This is a genomic window from Streptomyces sp. CC53 (genome assembly GCF_001865245.1).
Classification (GTDB): Bacteria; Actinomycetota; Actinomycetes; order Streptomycetales; family Streptomycetaceae; genus Streptomyces.
In genome coordinates, this window is the sequence record NZ_MKXB01000197.1 from 1 (window position 1) to 14,068 (window position 14,068).

Here is a 14,068-nt window from a genome sequence, read left to right on the forward strand (position 1 = left end):
CCGCCCCGCCCGCACCGCCGCCGCCCCGTGCGCCAGCGCCGCGTTGAGCCCCGCCGCCGGCCGGTCCCGCACCACGCCGGCGCCCAGCGCGGAGAGCTCGGCTGCGGCCTCCCCGTCGTCCGTGACGACCACCACATCCCGTACCGCGCCGCAGGTCAGCGCCGCCGCCACGGTGTCCAGTGCGAACGCGAGCGCGAGCCGCCGCCGCTGCGCCGGTGCGAACGCCCCCGCGAGTCGGGTCTTCGCCGCGCCCAGCGGCTTCAACGGCACCACCAGCGACCAGAACCCGGGCTCCGCCCGCGCCGCCGTCCCCGTCTCTGTCCCCGTCTCCGTCCCCGTGTCCATCCCGGACATTGTCGCCCTCCGTGCCGCGCACCGGCCGCCGCTCCTCCCCGCCGGAGCCCACGACACGGCTCCCACCACCCGGAACACCGCTGTCGGAGGCGGGGCGTACGGTGTTCTCGACAGACCAGGGGCATGGGGTGACACTTGACCCCCGGCACGACCAGTACCGACGCGTACTGGCGAGTACGACCAGCAGTCCCACAGGAAGGTGTCCGCGTGTCCCGCCGCAGAATCGGCTTCTGGTACCGCCTGGCGGCGGTCATCGCCAAACCGCCGCTGGTGGTGTTGTTCAAGCGGGACTGGCGCGGAACGGAGCACATCCCGGCCGACGGCGGCTTCATCACCGCCGTGAACCACAACTCGTACCTGGACCCGCTGTCGTACGCGCACTTCCAGTACAACACCGGACGCGTGCCCCGCTTCCTGGCGAAGGCCGGGCTGTTCAAGGGCTCGTTCGTCGGCACGATGCTGCGCGGCACCGGGCAGATCCCCGTCTACCGCGAGACCGCCAACGCCCTCGACGCCTTCCGCGCCGCCGTCGCCGCCATCGAACGGGGCGAGTGCGTCGCCTTCTACCCCGAGGGCACCCTCACCCGCGACCCCGACATGTGGCCCATGCCGGGCAAGACCGGCGCCGCCCGCGTCGCCCTCCTCACCAAGGCCCCGGTCATCCCCGTCGCCCAGTGGGGCGCCAACCTGGCGATGCCGCCCTACGCCAAGCAGGACAAGCTCCGGCTCTTCCCCCGCAAGACCCTCACCGTGGTGGCGGGGCCGCCCGTCGACCTCTCCCGGTTCCACGGCCAGGAGCCCACCGCCGACGTGCTCCGCGAGGCCACCGAGGAGATCATGGCCGCCATCACCCGCCTCCTTGAGGACATCCGGGGCGAGAAGGCCCCCGGCGAGCCGTACGATCCCCGCAGGGCCCGCCAGCAAGAGCGCCGCAAGGTCGCAGGGGAGGAAGCCAAGTGACACGTCCCGCAGACCCCGCACGTCCCCTCAAGGCAGCCGTCTACGGGACCGGCTCCTGGGGCACGGCCTTCGGCATGGTGCTGGCCGACGCCGGCTGCAACGTGACCCTGTGGGCCCGCCGCGCCGAGATCGCCGACGCGGTCAACACCACCCGCACCAACCCCGAGTACTTCCCGGGCGTGGAACTCCCCGCCGGCATGCGCGCCACCACCGACCCCGCGGAGGCCGCGGAGGGCGCCGACTTCACGGTCCTGTCGATCCCGTCCCAGACGCTCCGCGAGAACCTCGCCGCGTGGGCGCCCAAGCTCGCCCCCGACACCGTGCTCGTGTCGCTCATGAAGGGCATCGAACTGGGCACGTGCAAGCGGATGAGCGAGGTCGTCCAGGAGGTCGCGGACGTCCCCGCGGAACGTGTCGCCGTCGTCACCGGGCCCAACCTGGCCAAGGAGATCGTCGCGCGCATGCCGGCCGCCTCCGTGGTCGCCTGCAGCGACGAGAGCGCCGCCCGGCGGCTGCAGGCCGCCTGCCACACCCCCTACTTCCGCCCGTACACCAACACCGACGTCGTCGGCTGCGAACTGGGCGGCGCCGTCAAGAACGTCATCGGCCTCGCCGTCGGCATCGCGGACGGGATGGGCCTCGGGGACAACGCCAAGGGCTCGCTCATCACCCGCGGACTCGCCGAGACCACCCGCCTCGGGCTCGCGATGGGCGCCGACCCGCTCACCTTCTCCGGCCTGGCCGGCCTCGGGGACCTCGTGGCGACCTGCTCCTCGCCGCTGTCCCGCAACCACACCTTCGGCTTCAATCTCGGCAAGGGCATGACGCTCCAGGAGACCATCGCGGTCACCAAGCAGACCGCCGAGGGCGTCAAGTCGTGCCAGTCCGTCCTCGACCTCGCGCACCGGCACGGCGTCGACATGCCCATCACCGAGACCGTCGTCGGCATCGTCCACGAGGGCAAGCCCCCGATGGTGGCCCTCAAGGAGTTGATGTCGCGCAGCGCCAAGCCGGAGCGGCGCTGACGGCGGACCGGAGCGGCGTCGGCGGCGGACGCTGACGCGCGACGTAGGAGCGGGTACGCTCATCGCGATATGAGCAGCGAGAACCTCCCCACCACCCCCGGGCGCAAGCCGCGTGTGGCCGTCGTCTTCGGCGGACGCAGCTCCGAGCACGCCATCTCCGTCGTCACGGCGGGCGCCATCCTGGGCGCCATCGACCGGGCGAAGTACGACGTGCTGCCCATCGGCATCACCACGGACGGCCGCTGGGCGCTGACCGCCGACGCCCCCGAGCGGATGGCCATCGCCGGCCGGACGCTGCCGAGCGTCGACGACGTCGCGGAGCCCGGGGACGGCACCGTCGTCCTCTCCGCCGACCCCACCAGCCGGGAGGTCGTCTACACCGAGCCCAGCGCGGTGCCCAAGGCCCTCGGCGAGGTCGACGTCGTCTTCCCCATGCTGCACGGCCCGTACGGCGAGGACGGCACCCTCCAGGGCCTGCTGGAGCTCGCCGGCGTCCCCTACGTCGGCGCGGGCGTGCTCGCCTCCGCCGTCGGCCAGGACAAGGAGTACATGAAGCGGGTCTTCACCTCCTTCGGCCTGCCCGTCGGCCCGTACGAGGTGGTCCGCCCCCGCGAGTGGCAGCAGGACCCGCTCGCCGCCCGCCGGCGGATCGTCGACTTCGCCGAGCGGCACGGCTGGCCGCTGTTCGTGAAGCCGGCCCGAGCCGGCTCCTCCATCGGCATCACGAAGGTCGACGACGAGTCGGGCCTGGACGCGGCCGTCGAGGAGGCCCGCCGCCACGACCCGAAGATCCTCGTCGAGTCGCTGCTCACCGGCCGTGAGATCGAGTGCGGCGTCCTGGAGTTCGAGGACGGGCCGCGCGCCAGCGTCCCCGCCTGGATCCCGCCCGTCGGCGACCACGACTTCTACGACTTCGACGCCAAGTACATCGATGCCGCGTCCGGTGTCGTGCCCGCCCCTATCACCCCGGAGCAGACCGCCGAGGTGCAGCGGCTGGCCGTCGCCGCGTTCGAGGCGGCCTCCTGCGAGGGCCTCGTCCGCGCGGACTTCTTCCTCACCGACGACGGCGAGTTCGTCATCAACGAGATCAACACCATGCCGGGCTTCACGCCCATCTCCATGTACCCGCGCATGTGGGAGGCGTCCGGCATCGACTACCCCGACCTCGTCGACCGCCTCATCCAGGCGGCCCTGCGGCGCTCCACCGGTCTGCGCTGACCACCGGCCGCACCACCGCGGGCATCCCCACGGGGCACCCGTGGACGGTACGGGCCGGGCACGGCCTCGTGCGTACGGGCGACCAGCCGCGGCCGCACGGCCTGCGACACGCCCCGCCGCTCCACTCGCCGTGCAGGGCGTCCCCGTACCCGGTGGGGTGGATGCGCCGTCACGGGAGCGCCCCGCACGGCAGGCGAGCGGCTCCGAGGACACCGCCCCCCGGCACGCACGTGCGGCCGCGCGGGGGCCCGGTGGCGGTGCGGAGCCGGGCCGGACGCGCGCGGTGGCGGGGGGCGACGCCCGCCGGGCCTCTGCGGGGAGGCGCCCCGCCGCGGGGGCGCTTCGCCGCACAGGCCCGGCGGGGCTACAGGTGGACGACCGGGCAGGTCAGCGTGCGGGTGATGCCCTCCACCTGCTGCACCTTGGCGACCACCATCCGCCCCAACGCGTCGACCGTGTCCGCCTGCGCGCGCACGATCACGTCGTACGGACCCGTGACGTCCTCGGCCTGGAGCACGCCGGGGATCTTCCCGATGGTCTCGGCGACCAGTGAGGCCTTGCCCACCTCGGTCTGAATCAGGATGTACGCCTGTACCACGAAACCTCCAGGGCGGCCGCGAGGATCATCCTGGGTGGAAGGACCCAGGGAGGAAAGGGACGCCACGGTACCGCGTCGCCGCGCGCCGCGGGGAGACCCACGGGGCCGGTGGCGCGCCCGTGGTGGGCGCACGGCGGACAGAAGTTGACGGCTCGGCCCGTCTACTCGACCGTACCTACAGCAGTGACGGCTCGCGACCGCAACCGCACCGGGACCAGACCGGTCACTCCGGTCGTACGGTGAGCCCACGACGACATGGAGAGGTGAACCTCGGTGAAGGGCACAGTCGGCGAGCTCGGGGAGTTCGGGCTGATCAGGGAGCTCACGTCCCGGCTCACCACCACCCCGGCCGTACGCATCGGGCCGGGCGACGACGCGGCCGTCGTCGCCGCCCCCGACCGGCGGGTGGTCGCCAGCACGGACATCCTCGTGGAGAACCGCCACTTCCGGCGGGACTGGTCCACCGCGTACGACGTGGGCCGCAAGGCCGCCGCCCAGAACCTCGCGGACATCGCCGCCATGGGCGCGGTGCCCACGGCCCTCCTCCTCGGGCTGGTGGTGCCTCCCGAACTGCCCGCCACCTGGCCCAGCGAGCTCATGGACGGCCTGCGCGACGAGTGCCAGGTCGCCGGGGCTGCCGTGGTCGGCGGCGACGTCGTGCGCGGCGACACCATCACCGTCTCGATCACCGCCCTCGGGGACCTGCGCAACCACGAACCCGTCACCCGCGGCGGCGCCCGGCCCGGTGACGTCGTCGCCTACACGGGCTGGCTCGGCTGGTCCGCCGCCGGGTTCGCCGTCCTGTCCCGCGGCTTCCGCTCGCCCCGCGCCTTCGTCGAAGCGCACCGCAGGCCCGAGCCCCCGTACCACGCGGGGCCCGCCGCGGCTGAGCTCGGCGCCACCGCCATGTGCGACGTCAGCGACGGCCTCATCGCGGACCTCGGGCACATCGCCGAGGCCAGCAAGGTCCGCATCGACCTGCGGTCCGGCGCCATCGACGTGCCCACCCAGATGAACGACATCGGCCAGGCCGTCGGGGTGGACCCGCTCCAGTGGGTGCTCACCGGCGGCGAGGACCACGCCATCGTCGCCACCTTCCCGCCCGACGTGAAGCTGCCGGCCCGCTGGAAGGTCATCGGGGAGGTCCTCAACCCCTCCGCGCTGCCGCAGGTCACCGTCGACGGCGCGCCCTGGCACACCAAGGGCGGCTGGGACCACTTCGGAGGCCACGAGTGACCGCCCGCCCGGCCCCGCCCCGCGTCCTGACCGTCGCCGGATCCGACTCCGGCGGCGGCGCCGGCATCCAGGCCGACCTGAAGACCATGCAGGCGCTCGGCACCCACGGGATGAGCGTCCTCACCGCGGTCACCGCCCAGAACTCCCTGGGCGTCCAGGGCGCCTGGGAGCTGCCGGTGGAGGCGATACGCGCGCAGTACCGCAGCGTCGTCGACGACATCGGCGTCCAGGCCGTCAAGACCGGCATGCTGGCCTCCGCCCCGCTGGTGGAGGCCGTCGCCGACCTGCTGGCCGGGACCGCCGCCCCGGTCGTCGTCGACCCCGTCGGCGTCTCCAAGCACGGCGACCCCCTGCTCGCCGCCTCCGCGCTGGACTCCGTCCGCACCCGGCTGCTGCCCGCCGCCACCGTCGCCACCCCGAACCTGGACGAGGTGACGCAGCTCACCGGCGTACGGGTCGAGACGGAGGACGACATGCGGCGGGCCGCCGACGCCGTCCTGTCCTACGGGCCGGGGTGGGCGCTCATCAAGGGCGGCCACCTGCCCGGCGACGCCGCCGAAGCCGTCGACCTGCTCACCGACGGCACCGAGGAGCACTGGCTGCGCGCGCCCCGGTACGACAACCGGCACACCCACGGCACCGGCTGCACCCTCGCCTCCGCGACCGCCTGCGGACTCGCCAAGGGCCTCACCGTCCCCGAAGCGGTACGGGAGGCCAAGGAGTACGTCACCGGGGCCGTCGCCGCCGGGTTCGCCCTGGGCGGCGGCATCGGCCCCGTCGACCACGCCTGGCGCCTCGGCACGCGCGCGTAAGGGCGCCCGGGAACGGCAAGAAGCCGGTCCACCCGAAGGTGGACCGGCTTCCAAGGCAACCGCAGAGGCTGCGCTACGACGAAGAACGTCCGTCGCGTGTTAGCGCGAGACCTTGCCGGCCTTGATGCACGAGGTGCAGACGTTGAGCCGCTTCGGCGTCCGACCGACCACGGCACGCACGCGCTGGATGTTCGGGTTCCAGCGACGGGACGTACGGCGGTGCGAGTGCGAAATGTTGTTGCCGAAGCCCGGCCCCTTGCCGCAGACGTCGCAGTTGGCAGCCACGGGTCACTCCAAAGACTTCAGATGCACTTACAGTGAAATCCGGCGAAGCCGGAATCAGATCGGTGACATCGGGGTCGGTGACTGAAGTGGCGTTGCCGGGGGAACGGCCCGATTCTCATCGGGCAACCGGAGCAGCATACAACGACCACTTCGGCAGAACGAAATTACCACGGACGGCCGGGGCCCCGGCCGCGGCCCCCGTGATGCGGCCCGGCCTCCCCGCGGGGTCTACCCTGCGGTGCAGCCCACCGCGCGAGGAGGACCACCAGGTGCCGCACACCGCCCAGACCGTCGACCCCGCAGCGGTACGCGCCTGGTGCGCCCTGGCGGCGGAGGCGCTGGGCCGGGAACGCGAGGAGATCGACGCGATCAACGTCTACCCGGTCCCGGACGGCGACACGGGGACGAACCTGTACCTCACCGCCGACTCCGCGAGCCGGGCCGTCGAAGACGTCTTCACGGCTCACGCGACCGGCGCCCCCGAGCTGCCCGACGTGGTCCGGGCCATGGCGCACGGCGCGCTGACCGGCGCCCGCGGCAACTCCGGCACGATCCTCGCGCAGCTGCTGCGCAGCGTGGCCGAGGTGCTCACGCGCGGACGGGACGGCCACCACCTGGCGGAGGCCCTGCGCGCGGCGGCCGCCGCGGCGCGGCAGGCCGTCGCCCACCCCGTGGAGGGCACCATCCTCAGCGTGGCCTCCGCCGCGGCCGAGGCCGCGTCCCGCGCCCCGTCCGCCGCCCCCGCCGCCACCGCCGCCGCCGCGTACGAAGGCGCCCGCACGGCCCTGGAGGCCACCCCCGAACAGCTCGCCGTGCTGCGGGAGGCGGGGGTCGTCGACGCGGGCGGGCGGGGACTCGTCACCGTGCTGGGCGCGCTCGTCGAGGCCCTCACGGGGGAGGCGCCCGAGCGGACCCCGGACCACCAGGCGGGCGTGGTCGCCCCGCGGGTCCTCAAGGAGACGTGCACGGCCGACGGGCCCGGTTACGAGGTGATCTACCTGCTGGAGGCCGGCGACGACGCCGTGGCCCGGCTCCGGGCCCGCCTCGACGCACTGGGCGACTCCCTGGTGGTCGTCGGCGGCGACGGCCTCTGGCACGTCCACGTCCACGTGGACGACGCGGGCGCCGCCGTGGAGGCCGGTGTCGAAGCCGGCCGCCCGCACCGCATCCGCATCACCCACTTCGCGGCGGCCGCCGCCGGCCACGGCCACCCCGCCGAACCCGCCCAGCGGGCCGTCGTCGCCGTCGTCCCCGGCGACGGCCTCGCCGCCCTCTACGCCGAGGCCGGCGCCGTCACCGTCCCCGCCCGGCCGGGGGAGCCGCCCGCCGGGGGTGTGCTCCTCGACGCGATCCGCCGCGCCCACGCGCGCGAAGTGGTGCTGCTGCCCAACGACGCCGACCTGTGGCAGGCGGCCGCGGCCGCCGCGGAGCAGGCCCGGGCCGAAGGCGTGCGCGTGGCGCTCATCCCGACCCGGGCCGCCGTCCAGGGCGTCGCCGCGCTCGCCGTCCACCAGCCCGAGCGGCGCTTCGACGAGGACGTCGTCGCCATGACCGCCGCCGCCGGCACCACCCGCTACGGCGAACTCGCCGTCGCGGCTCACCGGTCCTTCACCTCCGCGGGCGTCTGCCAGGCCGGGGACGTCCTCGGCCTCATCGAGGGCGACGCCGCCGTCATCGGGCGCGACCTGGCCGACACGGCCCGCACGGTGCTGGACCGGATGCTCGCCGCGGGCGGCGAGCTCGTCACCCTGATCCTCGCCGACGACGCCCCGCCCTCCCTCGCCGACCACCTGGAGGCCCACGTCCGGGCCCGCCACCTGGCCGTCGACACCTGCGTCCACCGGGGCGGCGACCAGCACGCCCCGCTGATGATCGGCGTCGAGTAGCGCGGGGTCCCCGGCGCTGTCAGTGGGTTGGTGTGCAATGGCTCCAGGCGCACGCACCCGCGGGGGAGGCGCCGGACCGCGCCGGACGAGCCGCCGGCCGGGCAGCGGCACCCCCGGCAGGCGGCGGCGGCCCGGCCCGTCGGCACCGCCCGCCGGAGGGCCGGCGGCCCGGAGGGCCGCCGCACCGACCGGAGGACGCGCGGCGACCGTCGTGGGACGACTGCGACGACCGCCGCGCGAAGAAGCGCACGGAAGCTGTACGGAGATGAGGTGCCCGGCCCATGCTGGACGAGCCGCTGACCAAGGTCCTCGGCCCCGCCACCGCCAAGGTGATGGCGGAGGGCCTGGACCTGCACACCATCGGGGACCTGCTGCACCACTACCCGCGGCGGTACGCCGAGCGCGGCGAGCTGACCCGGCTGTCCGACCTGCCGCTGGACGAGCACGTCACCGTCGTCGCCCAGGTCGCCGACGCCCGTGTCCACACCTACAGCGGCTCCCGGGGGAGCGGCAAGCGCCTGGAGGTGACCATCACCGACGGCAGCGGCCGGCTCCAGCTCGTCTTCTTCGGCAAGGGCGTCCACAAACCCCACAAGGACCTCCTGCCCGGCACCCGGGCGATGTTCGCCGGCAAGGTGTCCCTGTTCAACCGCAAGCTCCAGCTCGCCCACCCGGCGTACGAGCTCCTGCGCGGCGAGGGCGCCGACGACGCCGTGGGCTCCTGGGCCGGGGCCCTCATCCCGATCTACCCCGCCACCACCAAGCTGGAGTCCTGGAAGATCTCCAAGGCCGTGGACGCCGTCCTGCCCCGCGCCCGGGACGCCGTCGACCCGCTGCCCCCCGCCCTGCGCGAGGGGCGGGGCCTTCTCGACCTGCCCGACGCCCTCCAGAAGGTCCACCGCCCCGGCAGCAAGGCCGACGTCGCCGACGCCCGCGACCGGCTCAAGTGGGACGAGGTGTTCGTCCTCCAGGTCGCGCTGGCCCGCCGCCGGTACGCGGACACCCAGCTGCCCGCCGTCCCCCGCAAGCCCGCCCCCGACGGGCTCCTCGACGCGTTCGACGCCCGGCTGCCCTTCACCCTCACCGAAGGCCAGCGCACCGTCACCCGTGAGATCTTCGACGACCTCGCCACCGACCACCCCATGCACCGGCTCCTCCAGGGCGAGGTCGGCAGCGGCAAGACCCTCGTCGCCCTGCGGGCCATGCTCGCCGTCGTGGACGCCGGCGGGCAGGCCGCCATGCTCGCCCCCACCGAGGTGCTCGCCCAGCAGCACCACCGGTCCGTCACCGAGATGATGGGCGATCTCGCCGAGGGCGGCATGCTCGGGGGCTCCGAGCACGCCACCAAGGTCGCCCTGCTCACCGGCTCCCAGGGCGCCGCCGCCCGCCGCAGGACCCTCCTGGACCTCGCCACCGGCGAGGCCGGCATCGTCATCGGCACCCACGCCCTCATCGAGGACAAGGTCCAGTTCCACGACCTCGGCCTCGTCGTGGTCGACGAGCAGCACCGGTTCGGAGTCGAGCAGCGCGACGCCCTGCGCGGCAAGGGCCACTCCGGCGGCGAGAAGCGGACTCCGCACCTCCTTGTCATGACCGCCACGCCCATCCCGCGCACGGTCGCCATGACCGTCTTCGGCGACCTGGAGACCTCCGTCCTCGACCAGCTCCCCGCCGGCCGCTCCCCGATCTCCAGCCACGTCGTCCCCGCCCGGGACAAGCCGCACTTCCTCGCCCGCGCCTGGGACCGCGTCCGCGAAGAGGTCGAGGCAGGCCACCAGGCGTACGTGGTGTGCCCCCGCATCGGCGACGACGAGGACGACACCGCGTCCGCGAAGAAGCAGTCCGCCGAGGACGCCGCCGAGAAGCGGCCGCCGCTGGCCGTCACCGACGTCGCCGAGCAGCTCGCCCGGGGCCCCCTCGCCGGCCTGCGCGTCGAGGTGCTGCACGGCCGTATGCACCCCGACGACAAGGACGCCGTCATGCGCCGCTTCGCCGCGGGCGACACGGACGTCCTCGTCGCCACCACCGTCATCGAGGTCGGCGTCAACGTCCCCAACGCCACCGCGATGGTCATCATGGACGCCGACCGGTTCGGCGTGTCCCAGCTGCACCAGCTGCGCGGCCGCGTCGGCCGCGGCTCCGCCCCGGGCCTCTGCCTCCTCGTCACCGACATGCCCGGGGCGAGCCCCGCCCGGCAGCGGCTGAACGCCGTCGCCTCCACCCTCGACGGCTTCGAGCTGTCCCGCATCGACCTCGAACAGCGCCGCGAGGGCGATGTCCTCGGCCAGGCCCAGTCCGGCGCCCGCTCCTCCCTGCGCATGCTCGCCGTCATCGACGACGAGGAGGTCATCGCCGCCGCCCGCACCGAGGCCGACGCGCTCGTCCGTACCGACCCCGACCTGGAGCAGCACCCCGCGCTGCGCACCGCGCTCGACGCGCTGCTCGACAAAGAGCGGGAGGAGTACCTCGACAAGGGATGAGGAGCCGGGGAACGCCCCCGCGGCCCGTGAGCCCATATCGTGGACCCGAACGCAGGGCGACCACGTGGTCGCCCTGCCGGACCACCTGCGAAGACCGAAGGACCGACATGACCCGCGTGATCGCCGGTGCCGCCGGCGGACGCCGCCTGGCCGTCCCGCCGGGCAACGGCACCCGCCCCACCTCGGACCGTGCGCGCGAGGGCCTGTTCTCCACCTGGGAGTCGCTCCTCGGCACGCTCGGCGGCATCCGCGTCGCCGACCTGTACGCCGGCTCCGGCGCCGTCGGTCTGGAGGCGCTCTCCCGGGGCGCGGCGCACGCCCTGCTCGTGGAGGCCGACAACCGGGCCGCCCGCACGGTCCGCGAGAACGTCAGGAGCCTCGGACTGCCCGGCGCCGAGGTCCGCACCGGCAAGGCCGAGCAGGTCGTCGCCGGACCCGCGCCCGCGGAGCCGTACGACGTGGTGTTCCTGGACCCGCCGTACGCCGTCCCGGACGACGATCTTCGCGAGATACTCCTCACACTCCGGCGAGAAGGGTGGCTCGCGGACGACGCGGTCGTCACCGTGGAGCGCAGCACCAGGGGCGGGGAATTCGGCTGGCCCGACGGGTTCGAAGCGCTGCGGGCCCGCCGCTACGGCGAGGGAACGTTTTGGTACGGTCGCGCCGCCTCTACGTGCGAAGACGCACCATGACCGGACCGGAGAGCGAGGGACTTCAGTTGCGCCGAGCAGTCTGTCCGGGGTCGTTCGACCCCATCACCAACGGACACCTCGACATCATCGGCCGTGCCTCCAAGCTCTACGACGTCGTGCACGTCGCGGTGATGATCAACAAATCCAAGAAGGGCCTCTTCACCGTCGAGGAGCGGATGGACCTCATCCGCCGGGTCACCCGGGAGTACGACAACGTCGTGGTGGAGGCGCACCACGGCCTGCTGGTCGACTTCTGCAAGGAGCGCGACATCCCGGCCATCGTCAAGGGGCTGCGGGCGGTCAGCGACTTCGACTACGAGCTGCAGATGGCGCAGATGAACAACGGCCTCACCGGCGTGGAGACGCTCTTCGTCCCCACGAACCCCACCTACAGCTTCCTGTCGTCCTCCCTGGTCAAGGAGGTCGCCGCCTGGGGCGGGGACGTGTCCCACCTGCTGCCGCCGGTCGTCCACGAGGCCCTGGTCGAACGCCTGCGCGGCACCTCGTCCGGCGCGTGACCCGCTGACACCTCCTCAGCCGCTGTCGGAGCGGTGCCGACTGGCCGTACAGTCGTCCCGTCCGTCTCCAATCCGGCTGTAGGAAGTGGCGAGCACACGGTGGACGTGCAGAAGAAGCTCGACGAGATCGTCGAGGCGGTCGGGAACGCCCGCTCCATGCCCATGTCGGCCTCCTGCGTGGTCAACCGCGCCGACCTGCTCGCCCTGCTGGAGGAACTGCGGCAGGCGCTGCCGGACTCGCTCGCCGAGGCCCGGGAGCTGATCGGCGGCCGGGAGCAGATGGTCGAGCAGGCCCGCGAGGAGGCCCAGCGGATCATCGAGGCCGCCCACGCCGAGCGCGGTTCGCTCATCTCCGACACCCAGGTCGCCAGGGAGTCCCGGGAGCAGGCAGACCGCATCCTGGCGGAGGCCCGCCGCGAGGCCGAGGAGATCCGCGCCGAGGCGGACGACTACGTCGACTCCAAGCTCGCCAACTTCGAGGTCGTGCTCACCAAGACCATCGGCTCCGTCGACCGCGGCCGCGAGAAGCTCCTCGGCCGGGGCCCCGGCCTGGACGCCGACGGGTACACCGACGAGGACGCGCCCGAGTACAGCGACGACCCGCAGACCCTGGTCCAGCGTGCCGACGCGTACGTGGACGCCAAGCTGAGCGCCTTCGAGGCGGTCCTCAGCAAGACCCTGGAGGCCGTCGGGCGCGGCCGCCAGAAGCTGCACGGCCGGACCGCCGGCGACGACCTCGGCGACCACATGGCCGCCCAGGACGCGGCCGGCTCCCACCAGGTCCACACCAGCGACGCCGACTACCTCGCCGGCCTCGCCGAGATCGCCGACCCCGGGCCCGTCACGGGAGCACCCGAGCCCCTCGCCCCGGCCGCGGCCATCCCGCAGCAGGTCCCGCCGCCCCCCGCGCACCAGCCCGACCCGTACGGCTACGGGACGGTCCAGCAGCCCCAGGACGCCTACGCCGCCTACCAGCAGCCCGAGCCGTACGCGTACCAGCAGCAGGGCTACGGCCCGGCCGCGGCCCAGGCGTACGACCAGCACGGGTACGCGGCCCTGCAACCGGACCCGTACGCGTACCAGGAGCCGCAGCAGTACCAGGCCCCGCAGCAGGTGCCCCAGCAGGCCGCCGCGCTCGACGAGACCAGCTTCTTCGACACGAGCATGATCGACCTGGAGCAGCTGCGCCGCTACGAGCAGGGCCGCTGACGACCTGCTGTCCGTGACCGGATTGGGCCCAGGGCGGAGCGTCCAGTATCCTGGCTGTTCGGTCGCGAGTACGTCCGCGATCCCTGCTGCCCGCGTCACCCTCGGTGCGTGCGGGACGGCACACTCCACGACTCCGAAAGCAGGAAGAGCCCTGAGTACGCGCCTCGACCACCGCAACCCCCTCGTGTTCGACACGCACGAGCTGGGGCGGCGTCCGGGTGCCCTCCAGCGGCTCTCCCGCGAGGTGGCGGCCCCCGCCGACCTCGGCATCGACGGAGTCGTCGGCGTACCGGAGGGCTCGCCGGTCGAGCTGGAGCTCCGCCTGGAGTCGGTCATGGAAGGGGTGCTTGTCACAGGCACCGCCCGTGCCGCCGCCGAGGGGGAGTGCGTAAGGTGTCTGGAGCCGCTGCGACGCGACGTCGAAGCGGACTTCCAGGAGATGTTCTCGTACCCCGACACCGACGACCGGGGCCACCGCAAGGCGGCCGCGGACGACGATGCCGAGGAGGACGAGGGCCTCATCCCCCTCGAGGACGGCATGTTCGACCTCGAACCCGTGCTGCGTGACGCGGTGGTGCTCTCACTGCCGATGCAGCCGGTGTGCCGGGAGGACTGTGCGGGGCTGTGCGCCGACTGCGGCGCCAACCTGAACGACGACCCGGACCACCACCATGACGCCGTCGACATCCGTTGGGCGGCACTGCAGGGACTCGCCGGTTCACTCCGGACCGGCGATAAGGACGACATGAGCGGCGCCGCCGAACCGGGCGCCGACGAGAAGCAGGAGAAGTAGCC

At 73.6% G+C, this 14,068-nt stretch carries 13 protein-coding genes and 1 pseudogene; 11 read left to right on the plus strand and 3 right to left on the minus strand.

The features are described 5' to 3' along the window. Nucleotides 1–345: pseudogene (locus BJP40_RS26505) on the minus strand (2-phospho-L-lactate guanylyltransferase); the annotation flags it as partial. A gap of 216 nt (nt 346–561) precedes the next feature. Between BJP40_RS26505 and BJP40_RS26510 the strand changes: the two are divergent. The 3 genes from BJP40_RS26510 to BJP40_RS26520 all read left to right on the plus strand — a co-directional run bounded on the left by BJP40_RS26510 (nt 562) and on the right by BJP40_RS26520 (nt 3,557). Continuing rightward, the gene (locus tag BJP40_RS26510; protein WP_071267834.1) at nt 562–1,314 is read left to right on the plus strand and encodes a 1-acyl-sn-glycerol-3-phosphate acyltransferase; all 753 of its coding nucleotides are present in this window, start codon (nt 562–564) and stop codon (nt 1,312–1,314) included. Further along, nucleotides 1,311–2,339 carry an NAD(P)H-dependent glycerol-3-phosphate dehydrogenase gene (locus tag BJP40_RS26515; RefSeq protein WP_079171494.1) on the plus strand — a complete coding sequence of 343 codons (1,029 nt, stop codon included), beginning with the start codon at nt 1,311–1,313 and terminating at the stop codon, nt 2,337–2,339. Before BJP40_RS26510 ends, BJP40_RS26515 begins: the two co-directional genes overlap by 4 nt. A gap of 69 nt (nt 2,340–2,408) precedes the next feature. After that, the gene (locus tag BJP40_RS26520) at nt 2,409–3,557 is read left to right on the plus strand and encodes a D-alanine--D-alanine ligase family protein (protein WP_071282962.1); all 1,149 of its coding nucleotides are present in this window, start codon (nt 2,409–2,411) and stop codon (nt 3,555–3,557) included. A 364-nt stretch (nt 3,558–3,921) separates the two neighbouring features. Here the strand turns inward: BJP40_RS26520 and BJP40_RS26525 are convergent, their stop codons facing one another. Further along, the gene (locus tag BJP40_RS26525; protein ID WP_071267838.1) at nt 3,922–4,155 is read right to left on the minus strand and encodes an Lrp/AsnC family transcriptional regulator; all 234 of its coding nucleotides are present in this window, start codon (nt 4,153–4,155) and stop codon (nt 3,922–3,924) included. 273 nt (nt 4,156–4,428) lie between these two features. Here BJP40_RS26525 and BJP40_RS26530 point away from each other — a divergent pair, with 273 nt between their 5' ends. Next, a complete protein-coding gene (locus BJP40_RS26530; protein WP_071267840.1) occupies nt 4,429–5,391 on the plus strand; it encodes a thiamine-phosphate kinase in 963 nt (320 codons plus the stop codon). Then, a complete protein-coding gene (thiD, locus tag BJP40_RS26535; RefSeq protein ID WP_071282963.1) occupies nt 5,388–6,203 on the plus strand; it encodes a bifunctional hydroxymethylpyrimidine kinase/phosphomethylpyrimidine kinase in 816 nt (271 codons plus the stop codon). Before BJP40_RS26530 ends, thiD begins: the two co-directional genes overlap by 4 nt. Nucleotides 6,204–6,302: 99 nt before the next feature. Here thiD and rpmB read toward each other — a convergent pair whose 3' ends face one another. Continuing rightward, on the minus strand, nt 6,303–6,488 hold the full coding sequence (gene rpmB / locus BJP40_RS26540) for a 50S ribosomal protein L28 (protein ID WP_003957616.1): 186 nt from the start codon (nt 6,486–6,488) through the stop codon (nt 6,303–6,305). A 269-nt stretch (nt 6,489–6,757) separates the two neighbouring features. Here rpmB and BJP40_RS26545 point away from each other — a divergent pair, with 269 nt between their 5' ends. From BJP40_RS26545 to BJP40_RS26570, 6 genes are all read left to right on the plus strand, one after another. Continuing rightward, nucleotides 6,758–8,374: a DAK2 domain-containing protein gene (locus BJP40_RS26545; RefSeq protein WP_071282964.1), complete on the plus strand. Its 1,617-nt coding sequence runs from the start codon at nt 6,758–6,760 to the stop codon at nt 8,372–8,374. A 281-nt stretch (nt 8,375–8,655) separates the two neighbouring features. Further along, nucleotides 8,656–10,854 (plus strand): ATP-dependent DNA helicase RecG, encoded by a 2,199-nt coding sequence (gene recG / locus BJP40_RS26550; protein ID WP_071282965.1) that lies wholly within the window; start codon nt 8,656–8,658, stop codon nt 10,852–10,854. A 107-nt stretch (nt 10,855–10,961) separates the two neighbouring features. Further along, nucleotides 10,962–11,546 carry a 16S rRNA (guanine(966)-N(2))-methyltransferase RsmD gene (gene rsmD, locus BJP40_RS26555; RefSeq protein ID WP_071282966.1) on the plus strand — a complete coding sequence of 195 codons (585 nt, stop codon included), beginning with the start codon at nt 10,962–10,964 and terminating at the stop codon, nt 11,544–11,546. Beyond that, nucleotides 11,543–12,064 (plus strand): pantetheine-phosphate adenylyltransferase, encoded by a 522-nt coding sequence (gene coaD / locus BJP40_RS26560; RefSeq protein ID WP_071282967.1) that lies wholly within the window; start codon nt 11,543–11,545, stop codon nt 12,062–12,064. The genes rsmD and coaD overlap by 4 nt, the downstream gene beginning before the upstream one ends. A 99-nt stretch (nt 12,065–12,163) precedes the next feature. After that, nucleotides 12,164–13,273 carry a cell division initiation protein gene (locus BJP40_RS26565; protein WP_071282968.1) on the plus strand — a complete coding sequence of 370 codons (1,110 nt, stop codon included), beginning with the start codon at nt 12,164–12,166 and terminating at the stop codon, nt 13,271–13,273. 184 nt (nt 13,274–13,457) lie between these two features. Next, on the plus strand, nt 13,458–14,066 hold the full coding sequence (locus BJP40_RS26570) for a DUF177 domain-containing protein (protein ID WP_071282969.1): 609 nt from the start codon (nt 13,458–13,460) through the stop codon (nt 14,064–14,066). Nucleotides 14,067–14,068 lie beyond the last annotated feature (2 nt).

Coding starts and splice junctions, on each gene's coding strand:
- BJP40_RS26520 (WP_071282962.1), top strand. CDS start 2,409: ATGAGCAGCGAGAACCTCCCCACCACCCCCGGGCGCAAGCCGCGTGTG.
- recG (WP_071282965.1), top strand. CDS start 8,656: ATGCTGGACGAGCCGCTGACCAAGGTCCTCGGCCCCGCCACCGCCAAG.
- rsmD (WP_071282966.1), top strand. CDS start 10,962: ATGACCCGCGTGATCGCCGGTGCCGCCGGCGGACGCCGCCTGGCCGTC.
- coaD (WP_071282967.1), top strand. CDS start 11,543: ATGACCGGACCGGAGAGCGAGGGACTTCAGTTGCGCCGAGCAGTCTGT.